At 71.7% G+C, this 25,410-nt stretch carries 21 protein-coding genes and 1 pseudogene; 15 read left to right on the top strand and 7 right to left on the bottom strand.

The genetic code is table 11. The features are described from left to right. Positions 1 to 2 precede the first annotated feature (2 nt). The 4 genes from rfbA (at position 3) to JM949_RS03390 (ending at position 3,198) form a co-directional block, all read left to right on the top strand. Positions 3 to 887: a glucose-1-phosphate thymidylyltransferase RfbA gene (gene rfbA / locus JM949_RS03405; protein WP_203146999.1), complete on the top strand. Its 885-nt coding sequence runs from the start codon at positions 3 to 5 to the stop codon at positions 885 to 887. Beyond that, on the top strand, positions 884 to 1,507 hold the full coding sequence (gene rfbC, locus JM949_RS03400) for a dTDP-4-dehydrorhamnose 3,5-epimerase (protein ID WP_203146998.1): 624 nt from the start codon (positions 884 to 886) through the stop codon (positions 1,505 to 1,507). Before rfbA ends, rfbC begins: the two co-directional genes overlap by 4 nt. Before the next feature lie 68 nt (positions 1,508 to 1,575). After that, complete coding sequence (gene pafA / locus JM949_RS03395) at positions 1,576 to 2,934, top strand: Pup--protein ligase (protein ID WP_203146997.1); 1,359 nt, start codon at positions 1,576 to 1,578, stop codon at positions 2,932 to 2,934. A gap of 69 nt (positions 2,935 to 3,003) precedes the next feature. Beyond that, positions 3,004 to 3,198: a hypothetical protein gene (locus JM949_RS03390; protein WP_203146996.1), complete on the top strand. Its 195-nt coding sequence runs from the start codon at positions 3,004 to 3,006 to the stop codon at positions 3,196 to 3,198. Here the strand turns inward: JM949_RS03390 and JM949_RS03385 are convergent, their stop codons facing one another. Both JM949_RS03385 and JM949_RS03380 read right to left on the bottom strand, forming a co-directional pair. Beyond that, positions 3,199 to 4,293: a DUF3866 family protein gene (locus tag JM949_RS03385; RefSeq protein WP_203146995.1), complete on the bottom strand. Its 1,095-nt coding sequence runs from the start codon at positions 4,291 to 4,293 to the stop codon at positions 3,199 to 3,201. A gap of 59 nt (positions 4,294 to 4,352) precedes the next feature. Beyond that, positions 4,353 to 5,357: a cation diffusion facilitator family transporter gene (locus JM949_RS03380; protein WP_238432491.1), complete on the bottom strand. Its 1,005-nt coding sequence runs from the start codon at positions 5,355 to 5,357 to the stop codon at positions 4,353 to 4,355. 129 nt (positions 5,358 to 5,486) lie between these two features. On the opposite strand from JM949_RS03380, the gene JM949_RS03375 reads away from it, so the two are divergent. The 6 genes from JM949_RS03375 (at position 5,487) to JM949_RS03350 (ending at position 10,286) form a co-directional block, all read left to right on the top strand. Next, on the top strand, positions 5,487 to 6,485 hold the full coding sequence (locus tag JM949_RS03375; protein WP_203146994.1) for a helix-turn-helix transcriptional regulator: 999 nt from the start codon (positions 5,487 to 5,489) through the stop codon (positions 6,483 to 6,485). Beyond that, on the top strand, positions 6,482 to 7,537 hold the full coding sequence (locus tag JM949_RS03370; protein ID WP_203146993.1) for a helix-turn-helix transcriptional regulator: 1,056 nt from the start codon (positions 6,482 to 6,484) through the stop codon (positions 7,535 to 7,537). Before JM949_RS03375 ends, JM949_RS03370 begins: the two co-directional genes overlap by 4 nt. A 48-nt stretch (positions 7,538 to 7,585) precedes the next feature. Beyond that, positions 7,586 to 7,789 (top strand): hypothetical protein, encoded by a 204-nt coding sequence (locus JM949_RS03365; protein ID WP_407664685.1) that lies wholly within the window; start codon positions 7,586 to 7,588, stop codon positions 7,787 to 7,789. 159 nt (positions 7,790 to 7,948) lie between these two features. After that, positions 7,949 to 8,248 (top strand): Sec-independent protein translocase subunit TatA, encoded by a 300-nt coding sequence (gene tatA, locus JM949_RS03360; protein ID WP_203146992.1) that lies wholly within the window; start codon positions 7,949 to 7,951, stop codon positions 8,246 to 8,248. Between the two features lie 18 nt (positions 8,249 to 8,266). Continuing rightward, positions 8,267 to 9,217: a twin-arginine translocase subunit TatC gene (gene tatC, locus JM949_RS03355; protein ID WP_203146991.1), complete on the top strand. Its 951-nt coding sequence runs from the start codon at positions 8,267 to 8,269 to the stop codon at positions 9,215 to 9,217. Positions 9,218 to 9,362: 145 nt separating this feature from the next. Beyond that, positions 9,363 to 10,286 carry a diacylglycerol kinase family protein gene (locus JM949_RS03350; protein WP_203146990.1) on the top strand — a complete coding sequence of 308 codons (924 nt, stop codon included), beginning with the start codon at positions 9,363 to 9,365 and terminating at the stop codon, positions 10,284 to 10,286. Here JM949_RS03350 and JM949_RS03345 read toward each other — a convergent pair. Continuing rightward, a complete protein-coding gene (locus JM949_RS03345; protein ID WP_309231984.1) occupies positions 10,249 to 11,088 on the bottom strand; it encodes an EamA family transporter in 840 nt (279 codons plus the stop codon). The two genes, JM949_RS03350 and JM949_RS03345, sit on opposite strands and share 38 nt — an antisense overlap. A 675-nt stretch (positions 11,089 to 11,763) precedes the next feature. Next, positions 11,764 to 12,520, bottom strand: a pseudogene (locus JM949_RS03340) (HAD family hydrolase). Between the two features lie 86 nt (positions 12,521 to 12,606). On the opposite strand from JM949_RS03340, the gene JM949_RS03335 reads away from it, so the two are divergent. From JM949_RS03335 to JM949_RS03325, 3 genes are all read left to right on the top strand, one after another. Continuing rightward, complete coding sequence (locus JM949_RS03335) at positions 12,607 to 15,408, top strand: DEAD/DEAH box helicase (RefSeq protein WP_203146988.1); 2,802 nt, start codon at positions 12,607 to 12,609, stop codon at positions 15,406 to 15,408. Between the two features lie 164 nt (positions 15,409 to 15,572). Then, entirely contained in the window at positions 15,573 to 16,454 is an 882-nt protein-coding gene (locus tag JM949_RS03330) for an MHYT domain-containing protein (protein WP_203146987.1), read from the top strand. 484 nt (positions 16,455 to 16,938) lie between these two features. Then, complete coding sequence (locus JM949_RS03325) at positions 16,939 to 17,190, top strand: hypothetical protein (protein ID WP_203146986.1); 252 nt, start codon at positions 16,939 to 16,941, stop codon at positions 17,188 to 17,190. 302 nt (positions 17,191 to 17,492) lie between these two features. On the opposite strand, the gene JM949_RS36360 is transcribed toward JM949_RS03325, so the two are convergent. From JM949_RS36360 to JM949_RS03315, 3 genes are all read right to left on the bottom strand, one after another. Next, on the bottom strand, positions 17,493 to 17,783 hold the full coding sequence (locus JM949_RS36360) for a hypothetical protein (protein ID WP_238432489.1): 291 nt from the start codon (positions 17,781 to 17,783) through the stop codon (positions 17,493 to 17,495). Continuing rightward, positions 17,780 to 18,430, bottom strand: a complete 651-nt coding sequence (locus JM949_RS03320; RefSeq protein ID WP_238432488.1) for an SMP-30/gluconolactonase/LRE family protein — start codon at positions 18,428 to 18,430, stop codon at positions 17,780 to 17,782. Before JM949_RS03320 ends, JM949_RS36360 begins: the two co-directional genes overlap by 4 nt. 162 nt (positions 18,431 to 18,592) lie before the next feature. Beyond that, the gene (locus JM949_RS03315; protein ID WP_203146985.1) at positions 18,593 to 20,923 is read right to left on the bottom strand and encodes a beta-L-arabinofuranosidase domain-containing protein; all 2,331 of its coding nucleotides are present in this window, start codon (positions 20,921 to 20,923) and stop codon (positions 18,593 to 18,595) included. Between the two features lie 803 nt (positions 20,924 to 21,726). On the opposite strand from JM949_RS03315, the gene JM949_RS03310 reads away from it, so the two are divergent. Continuing rightward, positions 21,727 to 23,484, top strand: coding sequence for a family 43 glycosylhydrolase (locus JM949_RS03310; RefSeq protein ID WP_238432504.1), 1,758 nt, complete (start codon positions 21,727 to 21,729; stop codon positions 23,482 to 23,484). Positions 23,485 to 23,815: 331 nt separating this feature from the next. Beyond that, the gene (locus tag JM949_RS03305) at positions 23,816 to 25,288 is read left to right on the top strand and encodes an endo-1,4-beta-xylanase (protein WP_203146983.1); all 1,473 of its coding nucleotides are present in this window, start codon (positions 23,816 to 23,818) and stop codon (positions 25,286 to 25,288) included. Positions 25,289 to 25,410: the final 122 nt, after the last annotated feature.

The raw sequence follows: 25,410 nt of genomic DNA, 5'->3' as shown, positions 1-25,410 counted from the left end.
CGGTGCGTGGAATCCTACTTGCCGGCGGCACCGGGTCCCGGCTCTGGCCGATCACCCGGGCGGTCTCGAAGCAGCTGATGCCGGTCTTCGACAAGCCGATGATCTACTACCCGCTCTCCACCCTGGTGATGTCCGGGGTCCGGGAGATCCTGGTGATCACGACTCCGGACGACCAGGACCAGTTCCGTCGGCTGCTCGGCGACGGCAGCCAGTTCGGGCTGCGGCTGGAGTACGTCGCCCAGGAGCGCCCGGAGGGCATCGCGCAGGCGTTCATCCTCGGCGCGGACTTTATCGGCACCGAGTCGGTGGCGCTGGTCCTCGGCGACAACATCTTCCACGGTGTGGGTCTGGGCCGGCAGCTCGCCGAGCACGGTGACCTGGTCGGTGGCCGGGTCTTCGCCTACCAGGTGGCCAACCCGCAGGAGTACGGCGTGGTCGACTTCGACGCCGACGGTCGGGTGTTGTCGATCGAGGAGAAGCCGGCCCGGCCGAAGTCCCGCTACGCGGTGCCCGGCCTGTACTTCTACGACAACCGGGTGGTGGACATCGCCCGCAAGCTCACCCCGAGCGCCCGCGGCGAGCTGGAGATCACGGCGGTCAACGAGGTGTACCGGGAGACCGGGGAGCTGTCGGTGACCGTGCTGGACCGGGGCACCGCCTGGCTGGACACCGGCACGTTCACCTCGATGATGCAGGCCGCCGAGTTCGTCAGGGTGGTCGAGGAGCGGCAGGGTCTGAAGATCGGCTGTGTCGAGGAGGTCGCCTGGCGGGCCGGCCTGATCGACGACGCGCAGCTGCGCGCGCTCGCCGAGCCGCTGACCAAGAGCGGCTACGGCGACTACCTGCTCGGTCTGCTGACCGAGACCGGCGACGGGGCGGCCTGGTGAAGATCCGGGAGTTGAGCATCGAGGGCGCCTGGGAGATCACCCCCCAGCAGCACGGCGACCCGCGCGGCATGTTCATGGAGTGGTACCGCTTCGACAGGCTCGCCGAGGCGGTGGGGCATCCGTTGCGGCTGGCCCAGGCGAACCTGTCGGTCTCCGCCCGGGGTGTGGTGCGCGGGGTGCACTTCGCCGACGTCCCGCCCGGGCAGGCCAAGTACGTCACCTGTGTGCGCGGCGCGGTCCTCGACGTGATCGTGGACCTGCGGGTGGGCTCGCCGACCTTCGGCCGTTGGGAGGGCGTCCGGCTGGACGACACCGACCGACGGGCCGTCTACCTCAGCGAGGGCCTGGGACACGGGTTCTGCGCGTTGACCGACGACGCCACGTTGAGCTATCTCTGCTCGGCCACCTACAACCCGACGGGGGAGCACGCGGTGCACCCGCTGGACGACGAGTTGGGCATCGAGTGGCCCGCCGACGTCCCGCTGCTGTCCGCCCGCGACGACGCGGCGCCGACCCTGGCGCAGGCCCGCGAGCGGGGTCTGCTGCCGGAGTACGACGCCTGCCGGCGGTTCGTGGCGAGCCTCGGCCCGGACGGAATGTCGCACTCAACCGTTATGTGACCGCGCTCGGAGCACGACCTGTGCTCCGACAGTGACGAACCGACCCTTCGGGCGGCTAATGTCACACCATGGAGCGGCGAATCTTCGGCCTCGAGACCGAGTACGGCGTCACCTGCACCTATCGCGGGCAGCGGCGGCTGTCCCCGGACGAGGTCGCGCGGTATCTGTTCCGTCGCGTGGTGTCCTGGGGGCGGTCGAGCAACGTCTTCCTGCGCAATGGAGCCCGGCTCTACCTGGACGTCGGGTCGCATCCGGAGTACGCGACACCGGAGTGCGACTCGGTGACCGATCTCGTCGCCCACGACCGGGCCGGCGAGCGGATCCTGGAGGGCCTGCTCGTCGACGCCGAGAAGCGGCTGCACGACGAGGGCATCGCGGGTGAGATCTACCTGTTCAAGAACAACACCGACTCGGCCGGCAACTCGTACGGCTGCCACGAGAACTACCTGGTCTCCCGGCACGGCGAGTTCGGCCGGCTCGCCGACGTGCTCATCCCGTTCCTGGTCACCCGGCAGTTGATCTGCGGGGCAGGCAAGGTGCTGCAGACCCCGCGCGGCGCGGTCTACTGCCTCTCGCAGCGGGCCGAGCACATCTGGGAGGGCGTCTCCTCGGCGACCACCCGCAGTCGCCCGATCATCAACACCCGCGACGAACCGCACGCCGACGCCGAGCGTTACCGGCGGCTGCACGTGATCGTCGGTGACTCCAACATGAACGAGGTCACCACGCTGCTCAAGGTCGGCACCGCCGACATCGTGCTGCGGATGATCGAGGCCGGGGTGGTGATGCGCGACCTGTCGCTGGAGAACCCGATCCGGGCGATCCGGGAGGTGTCGCACGACATCACCGGCCGGCGCAAGGTGCGGTTGGCCTCCGGCAAGGAGGTGAGCGCGCTGGACATCCAGCAGGAGTACCTCGCCAAGGCCACCGAGTTCGTCGAGCGACGCGGCGGTGACCAGGCCGCCAAGCGGGTCGTCGAGCTGTGGGGCCGGGTGCTCAACGCGGTGGAGACCGGCGACCTGGAGCCGGTCGCCCGCGAGATCGACTGGGTCAGCAAGCTGCGGCTGATCGAGCGCTACCAGCGCAAGCACGACCTGCCGTTGTCGCACCCCCGGGTGGCGCAGATGGACCTGGCCTACCACGACGTGCGCCGTGGCCGCGGTCTCTACGGGCTGCTGGAGCGCCGTGGCGACGTCGACCGGGTCGCCACCGACCCGGAGATCTTCGAGGCCAAGGAGACCCCGCCGCAGACCACCCGGGCCCGGCTGCGCGGCGAGTTCATCCGGCACGCCCAGGAGAAGCGGCGGGACTTCACCGTCGACTGGGTGCACCTCAAGCTCAACGACCAGGCGCAACGCACCGTGCTCTGCAAGGACCCGTTCCGGGCCTACGACGAGCGGGTGGAACGGCTGATCGCCAGCATGTGATCGGGTCGCCCCGACCCCGGCGGCGGTCGTCGTCGCCGGGGTCGGGCGGACCGGTAGGCTGAGCCCGCCATGACGACTTCTGGACCTTCCGACCCCGCCGAGCGCGGCACCGAGCGGCAGAACTGGGTCGAACGCCGGCGGGAGAAGATCCGCGCCGAGATCGACCGTAACCGGCGCGGTGAATACACCGTACCGACGTGGGTGCTGGCCCTGGCCTTGGCGCTCATCGTGGGCGGCTGGCTCGCCCTGATCTTCCTGGCCTGATCAGCTCGCGCCCGCCAGCAGACTGACCGCGTGCCGGCCCGCGGCGGCCGCCGCCAGGAAGTAGGCGTGGTCGGCGTCGAGGCCACGGCCCATGGTGGACAGCGGCACCGCGCTGGCGCGCAGCGCGGCGTCGAGACCGCCGGTGGGCACCCGGACGATCCGGTGCCGGGCGGTCAGCGGGGCCAGCGCCGCGTCCACCTCGTCGGCGAGGGCCGGCTCCAGGTCGTCGGGCACCACCAGCTCCGCCGGGGCGAGCGCCACCCGGCCGTACGCGGTGAGGCTGTGGTGGGACACGCCCCGGTGCCGTGGGCGCGGGTCGGCGGCGGAGATGCGCAGCGAGCCGACCGGCCGGCCGCCCAGCGTGGCGATCGCGTTGACCGCCTCACCGACGGCGACGCCGGAGAAACCCCACCGGGTGCCGGTGCCCAGGTTGCCGGGTCCCTGGGCCACGATGGCCACGTCGGCGTCGAGCACGTGGCGGGCGGCGAGCAGACCGCCGTGCAGGGTGGTGGCCTCCAGGTCACCGCCGAAGGCCTGCCCGACGGTGATCGTGCCGGCCAGCTCGGCGCGCAGCCCGGCGAGGGTCCGGGAGAACCAGGCGGGCAGCGCCCCACCATCGGTGAGCAGGTACGCCACCCGCGCCCGCGGCGCGTCGGCCCGGATGCCGGCCAGGATCGCCGGCAGCGCCGAGTGCAGGTCGGCGGTGACCACCGGCATGGCGGCCAGGTCGTCCGCGTCGGCCAGCACCTCGCGGTGCGGGGACGCCTCCTCGTCGACGCCGAGCAGGATCGGCTGCAACGGGGTGTAGCGGGCCTTCACCAGGTGACCGGCGTCGCGGGTGTCGGTGACCTCCGGCGGGTCCGGCGGCAACCGGTCCGGCACGGCCACCACCAGGGCGTACCCGCCGGTGCCCAACCCCATCAGCAGCGCACCGGCGTTGAGCAGCACCCGGTCGCCGGGCTCGGGCGTGCCGACCAGCTCCGGGTAGGCGAGCGCCCGCATCCGCGTGCCGTCGGGCAGGTCGACGTCCAGCTCCACCGCCCCGGTCCACTGCCGTCGCAGCGTCGCCACCGTTCCCGTACGCCATCGCACCATGACGGGCACGCTAGCCGCGCGGGCCCGACGGCCCGCGCCCGGGTGCGGCGTGGCGGGGCTCAGGTCGGGTCGAGTCCGCCGGCGTCCGGCGTCGGGCTGGCCTGGGTGTCCCGGGCGCTGCCGTCGGCCCCCGGCAACGAGCGGGTGGGGTCGAGGAAGACGAAGCGGATCTCCGGGTACCGGCCGGTGAGCCGCCGTTCGGCCTCGTCGGCGGTGGCCTCGATCTGCGCGCCGGTGGCCTCGTCGCGGAAGTCGACCTTCGCGGCGACCAGGATGTCGTCCGGCCCGAGCTGCATGGTCAGCAGGGTGTCGATGCGTTCCACCTCGGGCAGCCCGGCCAGCTCCCGCTCGATCTCGCGGCGCAGCCGTTCCGGGACGGCCCGGCCGACCAGCAGCGACAGGTTGTTGCCGGCGAGGATCCCGGCGACCGTCAGCAGCAGCAACCCGATCAGGATCGACGCGACGCCGTCCCACACCTCGTCGCCGGTGGCGTGCGACAGGCCGACGCCGAGGCCGGCCAGCACCAGGCCGATCAGGGCGGCGCTGTCCTCCAGGAAGACCGCCTTGACGGTGGTGTCGGCGGTCAGGCGCAGGAACCGGCGAGGCGTGGTCTGCCAGCGCCGGGACTCCCGGCGGACCTGGCGCACGGCCCGGGCCAGCGAGATCGACTCGATGACGAACGACACAGCGAGCACGATGTACGAGAGCAGGTAGTCGCCGCTGTGCTCGTGCACCAGGATCGTGGTGACGCCGTGGGTGACGGCGAAGCCGGCGCCAGCGACGAAGGTGAACATCGCCGCGAAGAACGCCCAGACGTAGCTCTCCTTGCCGTACCCGAAGGGGTGCCGCCGGTCGGCGGGGCGGGCGCCACGGCGTAGTGCCTGGAAGAGCAGCACCTCGGTGGTGGTGTCGGCGACCGAGTGGGCCGCCTCGGAGAGCATCGCGGCCGACCCGGAGAGCAGCCCGGCGACCAGCTTGGCCACCGCGATGGCGAGGTTGGCGGCACCGGCGACGACCACGGTGCCGACGCTCTCGCGCTCGGGCCTGACCTCGGCTTGCGACATGGGAGTCAGCCTAGGACCGGTGGCCGCGGACCGCCGGACGAGTGGCCGTGACAGCACCGATCCGAACAAGTGTGCGGCACGCCCGTGTGGGTGCACGGCGTGGGCGGGTCGGCTGCTAGCGTCTACCGGGTGTCGCGGACCCGCACCGAACGCCTGGTCAACCTGGTGATCTGCCTGCTGTCCACGCGACGGTTCCTGACCGCCGCGCAGATCGCCGCGACCGTGCCCGGCTACGAGCACGACCCCGACGACGCGCGCGACCACGAGGCGTTCCAGCGCAAGTTCGAGCGGGACAAGGCCGAGCTGCGCGAGTTGGGTGTGCCACTGGAGACCGGCACGGCGAGCGCCTTCGACGCCGAGCCCGGTTACCGGATCGCGCACCGCGAGTACGCGTTGCCCGACATCCTCCTCGAACCGGACGAGGCCGCCGCCGTCGGCATCGCCGCCCGGCTGTGGCAGCACGCCGGGCTGGCCGCCGCCGCGTCGTCCGGGCTGGCCAAGCTGCGGGCCGCCGGGGTCGACGTGGACCCGCAGGCGACCCTCGGCCTGGAGCCGATGGTCACCGTCGATCCGGCCTTCGCGCCGCTGACCGCCGCCGCCCGGGACCGCCGCGAGGTCGGGTTCGACTACCGCGTTCCCGACCGTGACGCGCCCAGCCGGCGGCGCCTGCAACCCTGGGGCGTGGTCTGCTGGCGGGGCCGGTGGTATGTGGTCGGCCACGACCAGGACCGGCAGGCCACCCGCTGCTTCCGGCTGTCCCGGGTCGTCGGCGCGGTCCGGGTGACCGGCGCCGCCGGGGCGTACGAGCCACCGGCCAACGTCGACCTGATCAGCCACGTGGCCCGCTGGTCCGGGCCGGTGGAACGCACCGGCCGGGCCACCGTGCTGGCCGCGTCGGGGCGCGCCGCCGGGCTGCGCCGCTGGGCCGTCGAGGTGACCGCCGGGCCGGACGGCGACCGGCTGATCCTGCCGTACGCGGACCCGGACGGGCTGGCCGGCTACCTGGTCGGCTACGGCCCGGACGTGCGGGTGCTCGACCCGCCCGAGGTTCGCGAGGCGGTCATCCAACGACTCAAGGAGATCGCCGTCCGACACGACGAGCTGGCCGGCACCGGGGGTGCCCGGTGACCCGCCCGGCCGCCCGCGGCGGCTCCCGCGCGTCCGCCGACCGGCTGGCCCGACTGCTCAACCTGGTGCCCTACCTACTGGCCCGGCCCGGCATCGAGATCGCCGAGGCGGCCGGTGACCTCGGCATCACCGAGCGCCAGCTCCGCGAGGACCTGGAGTTGCTCTGGGTGTGCGGGCTGCCCGGCTACGGTCCCGGCGATCTGATCGACATGGCGTTCGACGGTGATCGGGTGACCATCACCTACGACGCCGGCATCGACCGGCCGCTGCGGCTCACCCCCGACGAGGCGCTCGCGCTGGTGGTGGCGCTGCGGATGCTCGCCGAGACGCCCGGGGTCGCCAACCGGGAGGCCGTCGAACGGGCGCTCGCGAAGATCGAGGACGCGGGTGACCTGGTGGGCGCCCCGGTGGCGGTCCGGCTGCCCGGGGACACCCCGCGGGTGGAGGCGCTACGGGCCGCCGTGGAGGGTGGGAAGGCGCTGCGGATCACCTACTACACGGCCGCACGGGACGAGACCACCGAGCGGGTCATCGACCCGCTGCGGATGTTGATGGTCGGCGGCCGGGCGTACGTGGAGGCGTGGTGTCGGCGGGCGGAGGCGGTTCGGCTCTTCCGGGCTGACCGGATCGACGCGGTCACCGAGTTGGCCGAGCCGGCCACGGTCCCGCCGCAGGCCGTCCCGCACGACCTCACCGAGGGTGTGTTCCGCCCCTCGGCCGACCTGCCGCTGATCACGTTGCGGATCGGTCGAAGCGAACGGTGGATCACCGAATATTATCCGTGTGAGCGGGTCGAGGCCGGCGACGGCGACCAGTGGCTGGTCTCGCTGCGGGTGACCGACCTGGGCTGGGCCCGCCGGTTCGTGCTCGGCCTCGGCCCGGACGTCACAGTGGTCGCCCCGGTGGAGTTGGCCGAGCAGGTGCGGGCGACGGCCGCCGCCGCCCTGGACGCGTACGCCGTGCCCGCGGCCACGCCCCGGCTGCCCGAGGTCGACCCGGGGAACGCGCCGTCGGGTGATCCGGGCGGTCGCCTGTCGCACCCAGTAGGCTGACCGCCGTGCTGATCTGGATCGTGCTCGCGGTGGTGCTGCTCCCGCTCCGTGGCGCTCGCCCTGGCCGTGCGCCCGGTGCTGGCCCGGCTGCCCCGGCTGGGTCGGGCCGCCGTGGCGTTGCAGCGGCGGGCCACCGAGGCCGAGGCGCTGCGCGAGACCGCCGAGGCGTTGCAGCAGCGCGCCGAGGGGCTCCAACGTCAACTCGACACCACCCAGCGGCGGCTCGCGGTGATCAAGGCCAAGCGCGGCTGATCGTGCCCGAACCTGACGGTGGTTGACGGATCATCGCGGGTTGGTCAAGACTTCACCCTCCGGGCCAGACCACCACCACCCAGCGGATGGCGGGCGGCCGATCCGCACGTACGATGGGCTGCGTACCACCCCTCGGACACAGAGCGACTGGAGCTTCTCATGGGTGCCCTCAAGCCGTGGCACATCGCTGTACTCGTGGTTGTGCTGATCCTGCTCTTCGGTGCGAAGCGGCTCCCCGACGCGGCCCGCTCGCTGGGTCGGTCGCTGCGGATCATCAAGGCCGAGACCAAGAGCCTGCAGGACGACGACCGCGACCTCGCCGAGAAGGCCGACGCGCAGGCCGGCTACCAGCCGCTGCCGCCGCACACCGGCCAGCAGGCGCCGCAGCAGGCCCCGTACCAGCAGGCGCCGACGCAGCAGCCGGTCGTCGACCCGGTGCACCGCGTCCGCGACAACTGACCGAAGGGCCCCACCACCGTGGCCTTCGCACTACGCAAGCGCGGCCCGAGCACCTTCGAGCGGGCCGCCGACGGTTCGATGACGCTCATCGAGCACGTCCGCGAGCTGCGCAACCGTCTGTTCCGCGCCTCCGTGGCGATCCTGGTCGGCTTCGGCTTCGGCATCTGGTTGGCCGAGCCGGTGCTGCACCTGCTCCAGCAGCCCTACTGCGACCTGCCGCAGGCCAGGTATGTCGAGGGCAAGTGTGAGTTCGTCCAGCTCGGCCCGGCCGACCTGTTCCTGCTCAACCTGAAGGTCGCGCTCTGGGTCGGGTTGATCGTGGCCGCGCCGGTGTGGCTCTACCAGCTCTGGGCGTTCATCGCGCCCGGCCTGCACCGGCACGAGCGGCGTTACGCGTACTTCTTCACCGCCCTGGCCGCGCCGCTGTTCGCGGCCGGCGCGGTGCTGGCGTACTTCGTGACGGCCAAGGGCCTGGAGTTCCTGCTCAGCATCTCGGACAGCGAGATCAGCACGACCCTGGAGATCACCAAGTACATCTCCTTCGTCACCAACCTGATCCTGCTGTTCGGGGTGGCGTTCGAGTTCCCGCTGCTGGTGCTGATGCTCAACTTCGTGGGCATCGCCAGCGCGAAGCGGCTGCTCAGCTGGTGGCGCGTGGCGATCTTCGTGTTCTTCGCGTTCTCCGCCGTGGTGACACCCACCCCGGACCCGTTCGGGATGACCGCGTTGGCGATCTGTCTGTCCGCGCTCTACTTCGGCGCGGTGGGCATCGCGTTCCTCAACGACAAGCGGCGGGGCCGGGGCAAGGAGATCTACGCCGGCATCGACGACGACGAGGTGTCGCCGTTGGAGTTCGACGCGGACCCGGTCGTGGCGGGGCAGCGGGTCGACGCGAGCACGCCGATCGGCGTACCCGATCCGATCGCTCCACCGGCGCCGATCGAGCGACGCTACGACGACATGACCTGACCGGCGCGCACTGTTCCTCCTGCCGACGCCGCCCCCGGTTCCCGGGGGCGGCGTCGGCCTGTCCGGGCCTCACCGGCCGCGCCGACCACGGGACTGAAAGTGACCGCGCCTGCCCCTGGTGAACGGGGGGTGTCCGACCGGTACGGTGCTGCCCGTGACCGCAGACGACCACCGGCCCGGCCCGGTCGCCGTGCTCGCCAACCCGACCGCTGCTCGGGGTCGGCACCGGGCGCTGCTGCCCCGGCTGCTGGACGGGTTGGCCGCCGCCGATCGACCGATCCGGCTGTTGCCGGCGTCCAGTCCCGCCGAGGCGGAGGCGGCGTGCCGTGGGGCGGTGGCCGATGGCGCGGGCGCGCTGGTGGCCGTCGGTGGAGACGGCACGGTGCACCGGGCGCTACAGGCGGTCGCCGGCACCGACGTGCCGTTCGGCCCGGTCCCCGCCGGCACCGGCAACGACTTCGCCCTCGACACCGACTTCCCGGCCAACCCCCTCACGGCGGTGGCGGTGATCGCCGGGGCGCTGCGCGCCGGCCGGAGCAGCGCCGTCGACCTGGCCCGGATGACCCGTACCGACGGCACCGAGCGCTGGTACGGGGCGGTCCTCGCGGCCGGGTTCGACGCGATCGTCAACGAGCGGGCCAACCGGATGCGCTGGCCGCGCGGTCAGCGCCGGTACGACCTGGCCATCCTGGTCGAGTTGGCCCGGCTGCGGCCCCGCCGCTACACGCTGCGCCTGGACGGGGTGCCGCACGAGCTGGACGCGGTGCTGGTGGCGGTGGGCAACTGCCCCAGCTACGGCGGCGGGATGCGGATCTGCCCCGACGCCGACCCGACCGACGGGCTGCTGGACGTGGTGGTGGCGGGTCGGGTCGACCGGCGGACCCTGATCCGGGTGAAGCCGCGCATCTACCAGGGCACCCACGTCGACCATCCGCTGGTGCGCAGCTTCCGGGCCCGCACCGTGGAGCTGGCCGCCGAGGGCATCACCACGTACGCCGACGGGGAACGCTCCCTGGACCTGCCGGTGACGATCAGCGCCGTTCCGGGCGCCGTGCGGCTGCTACGTTGACCCGCACCGCGCCGATGCTGGCCGCGATGACCAGCACGATGGCGGCGCACTCCAGCAGGGTCAGCGCCTGCCGGAGCACCAGCCAACCGGCGAGCGTGGCGACGGCCGGGCCGAGACTCATCAGCACCGCGAAGGTGGCGGTGGGGATCCGCCGCAGCGCCAGCAGCTCCAGCGTGTAGGGCAGCCCGGAGGCGAGCACCGCCAGGGCGGCCCCGAGCGTCAGCACCGACGGGTCGAGCAGCGCCGCGCCGCCGTCGAGGATGCCCAGCGGCAGGGTGACCAGCGCGGCGAGGGTCAGGGCCAGGGCCAGACCATCCACGCCCGGGAAGCGGTCGCCGACCCGGGCGCTCAGCACGATGTACGCGGCCCACATGGCTCCGGCGCCGAAGGCGAAGGCCACCCCGGCCGGGTTCAGCCGGTCGAAGCCCCCCTGCCCGAGTAGGACCACTCCGGCCAGGGCCAGCCCCGCCCAACCCCAGCTGGCCGGTCGACGGGCGCTGAACACCGACAACGCGAGGGGGCCGAGCACCTCCAGGGTCACCGCCGGGCCCAGTGGGATGCGTTCGATGGCCTGGTAGAACAGCGAGTTCATGCCGGCCAGCGCCAACCCGAACGCGCCCGCCGCGAGCCAGGCCGAGCGGTCGTGCCCGCGCAGCCGGGGCCGGCACACGACGAGCAGCAGCGCCGCCGAGATGGTCAGTCGCAGGGTCACCGCGCCGGCCACTCCGGTACGCGGGAAGAGCAGCGCGGCCACGGCGGAGCCGAACTGCACCGACAGGGCCCCGCCGAGCACCAGCCCCACGGCGGCGACGCCACCGCGCCGGGCGGTCGCGTCCGGACCGGCTGTGGCGTGGGCTGCAGAGTTTCCGTCACGCGCAGGACGGTAGGCGCTGCGCGGCGGCCCGGCCGAGGCGGTACCCACCCCGTGACCCCGCGCACGCCCGTAGCGGATCCGCCGCCACCACCCGGCGGCCCCACGGTTCCGCCTTGCCGAGCCCGGCGGGCTCGCTGACGTCGCCGCCAAGATCGTGCTCGATCGTTGTTCCAGTGGTCTCGGACCGCGCCGAAGGCCACTACAACCAGGATCTTGCGCGATCTTGGCGGTGAAAGGGTTCGTGGTGTGGCGACTGACGGCGCCGACGATTGATGCCGTAGGTCGGCAGCGCCGGTTCCGGGTCGGTCGCTGGCACCCGGTGTCTGGTCGGCCGGTGCCGTGCGGACGTGGTCGGCGGTGCCGCGCGATGGGTTCGCTGGTTGGCTGATCGGTCACGTAGTGGCGTGGGGTCCGCTGGTCCGTTGGCCTTGAGGTCCTGACCTCGCCGGCCGCGCCGCCGACGTACCGCAACCTGGTGAGATCTTGGACAGTTTCCGTTAGCTCCTGACGGAAACTGTCCAAGATCTGGATGGGTTGAGGTGGGTGACGGTCGCGCTGCCCGCCGCCCGTCGCCGCCGGCCTACGCGGCGGGCGGAGTGCGGGTCAGCCGGGCAGGGCGAGATCGAGCACCGCGCCCAGGCCGTTCTCCCGGCCCGGGTCGCTGCCGGGAGCACAGCACCGAGCAGCCGGCGGCCACCGCGCCCGCGTCCGCCGGCGTGTCGCCGACCATCAGTGTCTGCTCGGGGTCGACGCCGAGCATGCCGCAGGCGCGCCAGAAGATCGCCGGGTCGGGCTTGCAGCGCCCGACTTCGTAGGAGAGCACGAACGCGTCGACCAGGTCGGTGAAGCCCCACGTGTCGAAGTGCGGCCGCAGGTCGAAGCCGATGTTGCTGACCACCGCGACCGGCATCCCGGCGTCGCGCAACGCGCGCAGCGTGGCGGCGGTGTCCGCGTACGGTAGCCAGCCCTCGGCGCTCAGCAGCCGCTCGTAGAGCGCGTCGGCGAAGCCCTCGATGCCCGCGTCGACGGTCTCGGCCAGCCCGGTGTACGCGCCCCGGTGGGCGTGTTGGTAGAGGTCCCGGTCGGCCCACAGCTCGGCCAGTCGGGGTGGCACCCGCGCCGGCAGTGGGCCACCGGCGCGCCCGGCGGTCAGCAGCCGGTCGGCCAGCGCGGTGGCCCGGACCTGGTCCAGGGTGACCCCGCAGGCGGCCGCGGCCTCGCGCACCCACTGCCGGGGCTCCTCCACCTGTGCCAGCGTGCCGTGGAAGTCGAAGAGCACCGCCTTCACCGGGCGTCGGGACGCCCGGCGGTCGGTGCTGCCCGGCGGACTGGTCTTGGGCGGTTCGGCATGGTCCGGCACGCCGTGCACCCTACCGACCGCCCCCGACGGCCCCTCCGGACGGCCTTGTGGGGTGACGCCGCCCCGCACGCACTAATCTTGGTGCCATGTCGAGCCCCGCCGAGCGGTACGCAGCGGCGCGCCGCCGGGCCGCACAGGCCTCCGAGTTTCCGGCGCTGGACGAGTTCGCCCTCGATCTGGGGTTCGACCTCGACGACTTCCAGCGGGAGGCGTGCCAGTCGTTGGAGCGGGGCAGCGGCGTCCTGGTCTGCGCTCCCACCGGCGCCGGTAAGACGGTGGTCGGGGAGTTCGCCGTACACCTGGCGTTGCGCGGGCGGCCCGACGACCCGGCACCCGCCGCCGACGCGTCGACCCGACCGGCCCGGCGCAAGTGCTTCTACACCACTCCGATCAAGGCGTTGTCCAACCAGAAGTACCACGACCTGGTCGCCCGCTACGGGGCCGACCAGGTCGGCCTGCTGACGGGCGACAACGCGATCAACGGCGACGCGCCGGTGGTGGTGATGACCACCGAGGTGCTGCGCAACATGCTCTACGCGGGCTCCAGCACCCTCCAGGGGCTGGCCTACGTGGTGATGGACGAGGTGCACTACCTCGCCGACCGGTTCCGCGGTGGGGTGTGGGAAGAGGTGATCATCCACCTGCCCGCCTCGGTCACCCTGATCTCGCTGTCCGCGACCGTCTCCAACGCCGAGGAGTTCGCCGACTGGCTGGTCACCGTACGCGGTGAGACCGCCGTGGTGGTCAGCGAGCACCGTCCGGTGCCGTTGTGGCAGCACATGCTGGTCGGCAAGCGGATGTTCGACCTGTTCCACGACGCCGACGCGGCCCGCAAGCACGACGTGCATCCGGAGCTGCTGCGCTACACCCGGGAGACCGCGCGGCGGCTGGAGCTGGGTGAGGGCCGCAGCGCGGGGCCCGGTGCTGGCCGACGTGGCCCACGCTGGCGTGGCCCGCTGCGCCCGGACATCGTCGACCGGCTGGACCGGGAGGGGCTGCTGCCGGCGATCCTGTTCATCTTCAGCCGGGCCGGGTGCGCCGCCGCGGTGCAGCAGTGTCTCGCCGCCGGGCTGCGACTCACCTCGCCCGAGGAGCGGGCGGAGATCCGGCGGGTCGTCGAGTCCAGGGTGACCGCCATTCCCGGCGAGGACCTGTCGGTCCTCGGGTACTGGGAGTGGCTGGACGGCCTGGAGCGGGGCCTGGCCGCGCACCACGCCGGCATGCTGCCGGTGTTCAAGGAGGTCGTCGAGGAACTCTTCGTCCGCGGCCTGGTCAAGGCGGTCTTCGCCACCGAGACCCTGGCGCTGGGCATCAACATGCCGGCCCGCTGCGTGGTGCTGGAACGCCTCGTCAAGTACAACGGCGAGGCGCACGTCGACCTGACCCCGGGGGAGTACACGCAGCTCACCGGACGGGCCGGCCGCCGGGGCATCGACGTGGAGGGGCACGCGGTCGTGGTGTGGTCCCCGGAGACCGACCCCCGGCACGTGGCCGGGCTCGCCTCCACCCGCACCTACCCGCTGCGCTCCAGCTTCCGACCCTCGTACAACATGGCGGTGAACCTGGTCGGCACGGTCGGCGCGGAGCCGGCCCGGGCGTTGCTGGAGTCGTCGTTCGCCCAGTTCCAGGCGGACCGGTCGGTGGTCGGTCTGGCCCGGCAGGTGCAGCGCAACACCGAGACCATCGAGGCGTACGGCGCGGACGCCGCCTGCCACCACGGTGACTTCGACGAGTACTTCGCACTGCGGGTGGCGATCGCCGACCGGGAGAAGGCCATCGCCCGGCAGGGGCAGACCCAGCGCAAGGCCGCCGCGGTGGAGTCGCTGGAGCGGTTGCGGGTCGGCGACGTCATCCGGGTGCCGTCGGGCCGGCGGGCCGGGTTGGCCGTCGTGCTGGACCCGGCGACCGGTGGGTTCGGTGAACCCCGACCGCTGGTGCTCACCCAGGATCGCTGGGCCGGGCGGGTCAGCCCCGGCGACTTCACCACTCCGGCGGAGGTGCTGGCCCGGATCCGGGTGCCCAAGCACTTCAACCACCGGTCACCGGCCGCCCGGCGGGATCTCGCCGCGGAGGTCAGCGGCACCGGTCTGGACCGGCACGGCGGGCGGCGCGGTGGCCGTTCCCGGCAGGTGAGCGGCGAGGACCACCAGATCACCCAGCTCCGCACCGAGCTGCGCCGTCACCCCTGCCACGCCTGCCCGGAGCGGGAGGAGCACGCCCGCTGGGCGGAGCGGCGTCGGCGGTTGGAGCGCGACACGGAGGAGCTGCGCCAGCGGGTCAGCGGGCGGACCGGGTCGCTCGCCCGCACGTTCGACCGGATCGTGGCGCTGCTGACCGAGCGCGGCTACCTGGCCCGCGACGGCGCGGTCACCGACGCCGGTCGGATGCTCGGTCGGATCTGGACCGAGGCGGATCTGCTGGTCGCCGAGTGTCTGCGCCGGGGGGTGTGGAACGGGCTGTCCCCGGCCGAGTTGGCCGCCGCGGTGTCGGTGGTGGTGTTCGAGGCGCGCCGCGACGTCGACGAGCGGGCGTCGCTGCCGCGCGGCCCGGTCGCCGACGCGGTCGACGAGACGCTGAAGCTGTGGGGGGAGATCGAGGCCGACGAGGCGGCGCGGGGGTTGACCGCGACCCGGGAGCCGGATCTCGGTTTCGCCTGGCCGGTCTACCGGTGGGCGCGGGGTGAGGCGCTGGCCAAGGTGCTCGGCAGCGGGCACGAGATCGACGGTGAGATGCCCGCTGGTGACTTCGTCCGGTGGGCCCGCCAGGTCGTCGATCTGCTCGGTCAGCTCGCCGACTCCGGCGGCGCGGCACCGGAGCTGCGCTCCACCGCCCGACAGGCGATCGCGGCGATCAACCGGGGCGTACTGGCGTACCACACCTCGGCCTGACCGTTACGTTCAGTGATGGCCGCTGGCGAATCGACGCAGCTGACGGTCACCGCGACGGCACCCCTCGGATAGCCCGGGGGTGCTATCGCACCTGATCACGGCACCCCTGATCATTGCCAGGGCGTCTTGTTGACGCGCCGGTAACGAATGGGGAGAAAGCCGCCGTGGCGGAAATCAATCACTTTGAGTACGGGTGGATCACGCCCGCGCTGAGCTACGCGCTGTCCGTGCTCGGGTCGATCCTCGGTCTGATCTGTGCCGGACGCATCCGTACCGCGCGCACGAGTGGCCAGCGGGCGTGGTGGGGCCTGCTGTCGGCCTGGGCGCTGGGTGGCACCGCCATCTGGGCCATGCACTTCATGGCGATGCTCGGCTTCGCCGTGCAGAACGCCCGGATCCGCTACGACGTGCCGCTGACCGTGGCCAGCACGGCCATCGCCGTGGTGGCGGTCGGCATCGGCCTGGCCATCGTGGGCACCGGTCGGCTGAATCCGGTCCGACTGATCGCCGGCGGCGTCTTCACCGGCGCCGGGGTGGCCGCCATGCACTACACCGGGATGGCCGCGATGCGCCTCAACGGCAGCCTCGGCTACGACACCGACCGGGTGGTGCTCTCGGTGGTCATCGCCGTCGTGGCGGCGACCGTCGCGCTGTGGCTCGCGATGACCGTCCGGCGTGGGCTGGCCATCTTCGCCTCGGCCCTGGTGATGGGTGTCGCCGTGAACGGGATGCACTTCACCGGCATGAGCGCCCTGTCCGTGCACCGCCACGAACGGGCGGCGGAGGTGAGCGGGGCCGGGGTGAGCACCCTGCTGGTGCCGATCATGCTGGCGGTCATCTTCGGGGTGGTCGGCCTGCTCTACGCCCTGCTCGCCGGCCCGACCGACGACGATCGGGCCGCCTCCGCGTACCTGGACGGGCGGCGGGTCCTGGACCAGGCGGCCGAGCCGTCCACCCCCGCTCCGGACCCGGTCGGGTTGCGGGCCCGCTCCACGCTCGGTCGGCCGGGTACCCCGTTCCCGTCCCGCCGGGACACCTCCCGCTGACGTCGGGGCGACCGGTCCGCCGTGGTCGTGTGTGCGGGGAGGTTCAGGTCGACGGGCGACCGGGCCGGCTCCTGTCGATGGTGAGGGTGGCCAGCAGCCCGGGGTGTCGGTGGCCCCGCGGGTGGGCACCGACCTGCGACAACAGAGCGTGATGTCGGTGGTGGCCAGCAGGTGTTGCAGCCGGCCGTCGTCGACGCGTTGGTAGCCCGGTGGGGTGCAGGACCGCACGTCCGGGTCGCCGCCGGCGCGGAGGTTGAGGTCGCCGGTCAGCACGATGGGCTGGTACCCGGCGCGTCGGCTGATCGTCGGCAGGATCGTGTCGAGCAGGTGGCCGCACTGGGCGAGCGCGACCCGGTAGCCGGTGGCCGCCAGGTGCGTCGTGCAGGCGAGCACTGTGCCCTCGACGTTGACGCAGAGCCAGGCGCGTACCTCCGGGTCTGCCAGGTCCTGCGTCGGGTGGACTCCGCCGTACACCGTGTGCCGGGTGTTCGGCGTCCGCAGGTGGGTGAGCAGCCCGACGCCGTACGGCTGGCCGTTGCGGCACCGGGTGTCGTCGCCGCTGGGCCGGTCGGGGGCGGCCCGGAACGCGGACACGACGGTCCGACCAGGGTGGACGGCCTCGAACACCCGGCGCAGAACGGCCACGTCGTCCTGGCAGATCTCGTTGAGGGTGACCAGGTCGGGCACCTCGACGCTGACCACCTCGGCGGCCGTGGTCACCGCCCGGCCGGTGTAACAGCCGGCCCGACCGCTGTTGCAGAGGTTCAGTTGGAGCACCCGCAGGACCGTGGGTCGCGACCCGTCGCCGCCGGGCGGGCCGGTCATCGACGGTGTGGCGGGCAGGCCGGCGGCGGCGATCAGACACACGACGGCCAGGGCGCGGCGCGGAAATCGGTACGGATCAACGGCCACGCGGACTCCGGGTGCACGGGGCGACAGTCGTCGCCGGGGTGTCGGTGACTTTACCGGCGGTCGATCGCCGGCCGGTGCCGCGCGTGGCCGAGGGGGTACGCGCGGTGGGCGTACCCCCTCGGTCGCTCAGTGCGCGCGGACCGCGACGGCCGTGTACGGGGTGGTCGGGGTCGGTGGCGTGGTGAACCGGGCGTTGGGCAGGTAGAGCCGGCCCATGGCCTTGGCGACGGTGGTGGGCACGTCGAAGTTCGGGTCGGTGATGGTGCTGGTGAGCGTGCCCGCGGTGCCGGCGTGGTTCAGCCGCACCACAGCGACCTGGTTGAGGCGGTTCTGCACGACGTAGAGGGTGCGGCCGAGCAGCAGGAGGCCGTCGCCGTTGGTGAAGGTGTGACCGGGCACGTCCACCGGGGTGCTCACCCCGGTCGCGGGTCGACCCGGTACAGCGTGCCGGTGGTGGACTGCACGACGATCAGGGCCCGGCCGTCCGGTGTGGTGACGATGCCGTTGAGGTTCACGCCGGTGCCGACCTGCTGGTACGCGCCGGTCAGCGGGATCGTGCTGAACGCGTCGGCGGGCGGGAGGGTGCCGCCGCGACCGAGTGGCAGCCGGTAGAGCACGGGGCGGTTCGAGTCGGTGAAGTACGCGGCGTCGCGGGTCAACACGACGTCGTTGACGAACGTCGGGGCGGTGGCGAACTGGTAGTGGGCCAGCACGTCGCCGGTGCGGGTGTCGAGCACCCGGGCGTCGCCGGCCGTGCCGCCGGCGACGAACAGCCGGCCGCGCCTGTCGACCTTGAGGCCGAGCGACGGGGTGCCGGTGGCCGCGCCGATCGTCGTGCCCCGGCCGGTGACCAGGTCGACGCGGTGGATGGCGCCGGTGGCGCGGGAGCCGAAGTAGGCGTACCGGCCGGCGGTGGCGATGCCCTCGGGCTGGAACCCGTCGGGGAGGGCGAGGACGGCCGGTGGCCGCGCCGCGGGGTGCGCCTGTGCGGGCGTGACGGCGAGGGAGGTCAGCAGGGCGGCGGTCAGCGCGCCGCCGAGCGCGGTGCGGAGGGGGCGGTTCACTGTGCTCCTTCCGGGCGGAGGCGCGGCACGAGCCGGCACGTCCGCCTGGTTCACGGGGGCCAGGACCCTCTCCACTGTACGACCGCCGCCGTCCACCCGCCCGGCGTCACCGACGCGGCCGGTCGATCGGCCGCGCCGGTGAGACGTCGAGCGGGGTGGATGTCAGGCGTTGCGGACCAGCCGCCAACGGTTGTCCGCGCTGCCGTTGTCCGGATCCTGCACGGCCTGCGCGCCGTAGGCGGTCGACCCGTTCAGGATGCCGAGCAGCTTGTTGCTGTTGACGTTGCGGATCTTGTAGGTCCCGTCGCCGTTGTCCACCAGGATCCACCGGTGGTCTGCGGTGCCGTTGTCCGCCCACTGCAGGACCCGGGCGTTGTCGGCGGTGGACATGTTCTCCACACCCAGCACCTTGCCGCTGTTGACGTTGCGGAACCGGACCGCGTTGCCGTCGGTCACCATCACCCAGTTGTGGTCGGCGGTGCCGGTGTCACCCCACTGCACGGCCAGCCCACCGTCGGCGGTGGACATGTTCTGGATGCCGAGGACCAGCCCGGTGCCGACGTTGACCAGCCGGTAGCTGCCGCCGGTGTTGCCGCCACCGCCGGTGTTCCAGTAGACGGTGTAGTTGTAGCCGTGCGCGTCCTGGAAGGGGGCGAGGTTCACAGTGGACCCGTTGGCGCTGGCGGTGAACGCGAGCGAACTGGTGCTGGTCCGGGTGATCGAGCTGACGGTCAGGGCCGGCAGGGCGCTCAGCGCGGTGTTGCCGTAGTTGCCGGCGAGCACCGTTGGGCCGTAGGTGACGGCGGCCACGGAGCTGTTGTCGTTGGCGGCCCGCATCGTGACCTGCATCGGCAGCCGCACGGTGATGGTGTCCCCGGCGGCCCAGCTGCGGGTGACGGTGGCGTAGCTGCCCGGGGTGGCGGCGACGTTCTGCACCGTGCCGTTCACGGCGATCGTCGCGCCGCTGGTCCAGGCCGGGATCCGCACCCGGATGCTCCACGAGCCGCTCATCGTTCCGGACAGGGTCAGGGTGGTGGTGTCGCTGACCGGGTAGCTGGTGCTCTGGGTGACCGTGATGCCGCGCTGCGACCAGGTCAGCACCGACGGCGTGAACAGGTTCACGGTCAGCGTCGTGCCGTTGTAGAAGTAGATGGACTCCATCAACCTCGTGTTGATCTCCAGGCCGGTGCCCTGACAGCACCAGAACGAGTTGTAGTCGGTGCTCCAGGTGCCGCCGCCCCAGGCCGGGCCCACACCCCGCCGGCCACCCGGCCGCAGCGGGGTGAAGTAGGTGATGTGGCCGTGGCTGTCGGCCGGGTTCTGTCCACCGATCAGGTGGTTGGTCAGCGCGCGCTCGTAGAAGTCGAAGTAGTCGGTCCGGTTCGGGTCGATCAGCCACAGCTCCCGGGTCAGCTTGAGCATGTTGTAGGTGTTGCACTGCTCGCAGGTGTCGTTGCTGAGGTAGCCGGCGATCGCGTTGGGCGCCCGGAAGTGCTCGGCCTGGCTGTTGCCGCCGATGACGTACGTGTGCGCGCCGACGGTGATGTTCCACGCGTTGCTGGCGATGTCCCGGTAGCGGGTGGTGCCGGTGGCCTTGTACTCGCGGGCGGCGCCCACCCACTTGGGCACCTGGGTGTTGGCGTGCAGCCCGTTGAGCTGGTCGGAGTTGGCGGCCAGCGGGTTGAACACGGCGGCGTGGTCGAAGCGCTGGGCGGTGGTCAGCCACCGGCTGTCGCCGGTCTGCTGGTAGATGTCGGTGAGCACGTCGTTCATGCCACCGAACTCGGTGCCCAGCATCGACTGCATCTGGCTGGAGCTCAGCCGGCTCGTCCGGGTGTCGACCCAGCCGGCGAGGGCCAGCAGGACCGTACGGGCCTGGGTGTTCCCGATGTAGCGCCAGACGTCGAGCAGCCCGGCGAGGGTCTTGTGGATGCAGTAGTAGGGCACATTGCCGTTGGACAGCGTCCGGGCCTCGAGGGCGGTGAAGTCGGACTCCGGGAAGCCGGACAGGTAACCCGCGCCGAACCCGGCGGCGGAGTTGTTGGCCTGGCACTTGGCCATCTCGGCCACCATGTAGTTGGCCTTGTCCCGGCAGGTAGTGTCGCCCAGCACCGCGTACGCGTACGCCCACGCGGTGAGGAAGTGCCCCTGCATGTGCGTCCGGAACGGGAAGTTCGGCGCGTCCCAGCCACCGTTGGTGGCGGCGCCGTTGGTGGACAGCCGGTGGTTGGCCCGGAAGTTGTAGAGCATCCGGTCGACGTCGACGAACCGCAGGTAGTTGAGCGTTCGGGTCTGGTTGTCCATCCAGCGGCTGGAGGTCAGCCGGACCTGACCGAGGTCGAACGCGTACGCCGAGACCCCGATGTCGGCCCGGGCTGGCGGTACGACGGCCGCACCCGCGCTGCCGGGGGTGACAGCGGCGCCGGTAGCGGAGAGCACCACTGTGGCGCCGGCGGCCTGGAGCAGATGGCGGCGGCTGAGCGGCGGTGGCATGGGAACCTCCAAGGGACGGTGACGGGTGGTGCGGAAGATGGCGTGCGGGTGTTGCCTGGTCAGCTCCCAGGTGGTGCCCCGTCAGGTCGGTGGCGGGAGCCACGAAGCTGCCGCCCCGCTCCTGGCGACGGAAGGGCGCCGTGGGTCGAGGTTGGTGGTGGCGGAAAGCTGCCTGCGTGGACGCCGGGTGCCCACCCCAGACGCCTATCGCGGCACATCGATGTGATCGCTAACATAGTTCGTCGTTAACATGCCCGCAACCCCCGGATGCCGCGCCGGGCTCTCCCGCGGTTCTTCCGGCGGCGTCGCGCCGCGACACCCCGGCCGCTGCCGTCCGAGATGGATCGCGGACGCTCCGGATCGGTGTCGCCGGGGCCTGGGGCGGTGACAGGGGGTCACCGAGATCGACGGGGACGGGCGTTCGGTCCGCCGTTGACGCCCGCCCTGCCGCTCAGTACGGTGCATCGTAAATCGTGGATGTCAACGTCAATACCGCAATGCTGCGAAGTGGTTACGACGGGCATCTCGCACCACTCGAAAATCCAGGTCAGACACGGGAGGGGACGACTCAACCGCAATCTGTTAGCGCTAACACGGCCGCCGGTCGTGGTGCTCGGCGTGGGCCCGTGACGCCCGCTCGATCAACAGTCCGGCAGCGGTGGCTCATCGACCCAGATCCCGCGCATCGCGCACTCTCTGTGGGAGCAACCGTGAAGGTGAACGAGAGAACCACAACCCGGACCAACGGCCGGGCCCGGCGCGCCGTCGCCTGGCTGGCCAGCCTCGTCTGCGGCCTCGCGCTGCTGCCGGCCACGCCCGCCAAGGCGGACAACCCGATCGTCCAGCACATCTACACCGCCGACCCGGCGCCGTTGGTGCACAACGGCCGGGTGTACCTCTACACCGGCCATGACGAGGACGGCTCGACGTATTTCACGATGAAGGAATGGCGGGTCTGGTCGTCGGCCGACATGGTCAACTGGACCGACCACGGCTCGCCGCTGAGCCTGGCGACATTCTCCTGGGCGGACGCCAACGCGTGGGCGGGCCAGGTCATCGCCCGCAACGGCAAGTTCTACTGGTACGTGCCGGTACGCCAGCGCTCGAATGGGCAGATGGTCATCGGGGTGGCGGTGGGCGACAGCCCGACCGGCCCGTTCCGGGACGCCATCGGCCGGCCCCTGGTCGGCAACAACGAGATCGACCCGACGGTCTTCATCGACGACGACGGGCAGGCCTACCTCTACTGGGGCAACCCCGGGTTGTGGTACGTGAAGTTGAACGCGGACATGATCTCCTATTCGGGCAGCGCGACGCGTATTCAGCTGACCACGGCGGGCTTCGGCACCCGTAACGGCAACGCGAGCCGTCCCACCCTCTACGAGGAGGGTCCGTGGGTGTTCAAGCGCAACGGGTTGTACTACAACGTGTTCGCGGCGGAGTGCTGCTCGGAGTTCATCGCGTACTCGACCGCCACCGGTCCGACCGGCCCGTGGACGTACCGGGGCACGATCATGCCGCGGCAGGGGGCGAGCTTCACCAACCACGCCGGCGTGATCGATTTCCAGGGTGGGTCGTACTTCTTCTACCACAACGGAGCGTTGCCCGGCGGTAGTGGTTACACCCGGTCGGTCGCGGTGGAGAAGTTCACCTACAACTCCAACGGCACGATCCCGACGATCAACATGACCAGCACCGGCGCGCCGCAGAGCGGCACCCTGAACCCGTACGTGCGGCAGGAGGCCGAGACGATCGCCTGGGGCTCGGGTATCGAGACCGAGGTGTCCAGCGAGGGCGGGATGAACGTCGGCTGGATCGAGAACGGCGACCACATCAAGGTCAAGGGTGTCGGGTTCGGTGCCGGTGCGACGTCCTTCAGCGCCCGGGTCGCCTCGGCCACCAGCGGGGGCCGGATCGAGGTGCGCCTCGACAGCGCCAGCGGCCCGGTCGTCGGGACGTGCGCCGTGGGCGGCACCGGCGGTTGGCAGACCTGGACCACCACCACCTGCGCGGTCAGCGGTGCGACCGGCACCCATGACCTGTACCTGCGCTTCGCCGGCGGCAGCGGCAACCTGTTCAACATCAACTGGTGGCAGTTCAGCGGCGGCACCGGCAGCGGCGGCAACGTGCTCAGCAACGGCGACGTGGAGAACGGCACGACGGGTTGGGGTCTGCACGGCAGCGGAACGCTCTCCCGCAACACCAGCGTCGCGCACGGCGGCGGCGGGTCGCTGTCGATCACCGGGCGCACCGCGGCGTGGAACGGCCCCAGCCAGGACGTGACCTCGAAGCTCACCAACGGCAAGAGCTATACCACGAGCGTCTGGGTACGCGCGCAGAGCGGCACGCCGTCGGCGAAGGCGACACTGTCGCTCACCGCGAACGGCACCACCAGCTACCTCCAACTGACCCCCGCGGCGGGGGTCAACGCCAACGGCTGGACCCAGCTCACCGGCACGGCGACCGTCTCGTGGAGCGGCACGCTGTCCAGCGCCGCCTTCTACGTCGAGACGGCGGAGGGCACCGACAGCCTGCTCGTCGACGACGCGTCGTTCCAGTGACGCGTGGTGCCGGGGCCGTGCGGGCACGGCCCCGGCACCACCGGGGGAGCCCCGGGCGGCCCGCCCCCGAGGCCGTTTGTGACGACTTGACGAACGGCATGTTATCGCTCACAGTCGATATCTGAGGACGACGCACCTGTGGTTCACCGGGCGAACCCGCTGCCGTGCCTCGTGGCTCGACGTCTGCCCAGGGCATGCGGGCCGTCGGGTCGGGACCCCGCACCGATGCCGTGACGGCGACCGGGCTCTTGCTGGTCACGGTCTCGCCGGTGTGGGACGAATCCGCGGCGCCGCACCCTCATCGCCGCGCCACCACAGAGAAGGAATCCGGATGAAACACAAGAGAGCCCTGCGAGCGGCGGTGACCATAGCGGTCACCGGCGCGCTCGCCGCCGGTATGACGCTGGCGTTGACCAGCGCGGCCAGCGCCGGCACCACCCTCGGGACGTCGGCGGCGGAGAAGGGCCGCTACTTCGGCGCGGCGGTGGCCACCGGCAAGTTGTCCACCAGTGCGTACACGACGATCCTGAACCGTGAGTTCAACAGCGTCGTGCCTGAGAACGAGATGAAGTGGGACGCCACCGAGCCGCAGCAGGGCCAGTTCAACTACAGCGGTGGTGACCGTCTGGTCAGTCACGCGCAGGCCAACGGCATGAGCGTGCGGGGCCACACCCTGTTGTGGCACGCGCAGCAGCCGGGTTGGGCGCAGGGCATGTCCGGTAGCGCGTTGCGTAACGCGGCGATCAACCATGTCACGCAGGTGGCGACGCATTTCCGGGGCAAGATCTATGCCTGGGATGTGGTGAACGAGGCGTTCGCCGATGGTGGTTCCGGTGGTCGGCGTGACTCGAATTTGCAGCGGACCGGTAATGACTGGATCGAGGCGGCGTTCCGGGCGGCGCGGGCGGCGGATCCGGGTGCGAAGTTGTGTTACAACGACTACAACACCGACGGGATCAACGCGAAGTCGACCGGGATCTACAACATGGTGCGGGACTTCAGGTCCCGTGGTGTGCCGATCGACTGCGTGGGTTTCCAGTCGCACCTGGGCACCTCGTTGGCCGGTGACTACCAGGCCAACCTGCAGCGGTTCGCCGATCTCGGTGTGGACGTGCAGATCACCGAGCTGGACGTGATGACCGGCGGCAACCAGGCCAACATCTACGGGTCGGTCACCCGCGCCTGCCTGGCTGTGTCGCGCTGCACCGGCATCACCACCTGGGGGGTGCGCGACTGCGACTCGTGGCGTGGGTCGGACAACGCGCTGCTGTTCGACTGCAACGGCAACAAGAAGGCCGCCTACACCGCCGTCCTGGACGCCCTCAACGGCGGCTCGACCCCGCCCACCACGCCCCCGCCGGGCTCCGGGGTGGACACCAGTGCCTGGTACGTGTTGTTGAACCGGAACAGCGGCAAGGCGTTGGACGTGTACGCCAACGCGACCACCGACGGAGCGCGGATCAGCCAGTGGACGCGGAACAACGGCACCAACCAGCAGTGGCAGTTCGTGGACTCGGGCAGCGGTTGGTACCGGCTGAAGGCCCGCAGCTCCAGCAAGGTGCTTGACGTCTACAACTTCTCCACCGCCGACGGGGCGGCGATCGTGCAGTGGGCCGACGGCAACGGCACGAACCAGCAGTTCCGGCTCGCCAGCTCGGCTGACGGTTACGTGCGTCTGATCAACCGCAACAGCGGCAAGGCCGTCGAGGTGCAGGGCTCCTCCACGGCGGACGGCGGCAACGTCGTCCAGTACGCCGACTGGGGCGGCAGCAACCAGCAGTGGCAACTGGTCCGAATCGGCTGATCAGGGGTCTGGTCGGTGCGGATGGCGGCCCGCCCATCGGGCGGGCGCCCATCGTCGAGCGCGACCTACCCCTCTCCTCGAATTGACGTCGTCCCGCCGCACCACACCCCCACGTGCTGACG

This window comes from Micromonospora tarensis (genome assembly GCF_016803395.1).
GTDB lineage: Bacteria > Actinomycetota > Actinomycetes > Mycobacteriales > Micromonosporaceae > Micromonospora > Micromonospora tarensis.
Note: the sequence above shows the minus strand (reverse complement) of the source record. Positions and strands in the feature narration are given on the sequence as shown.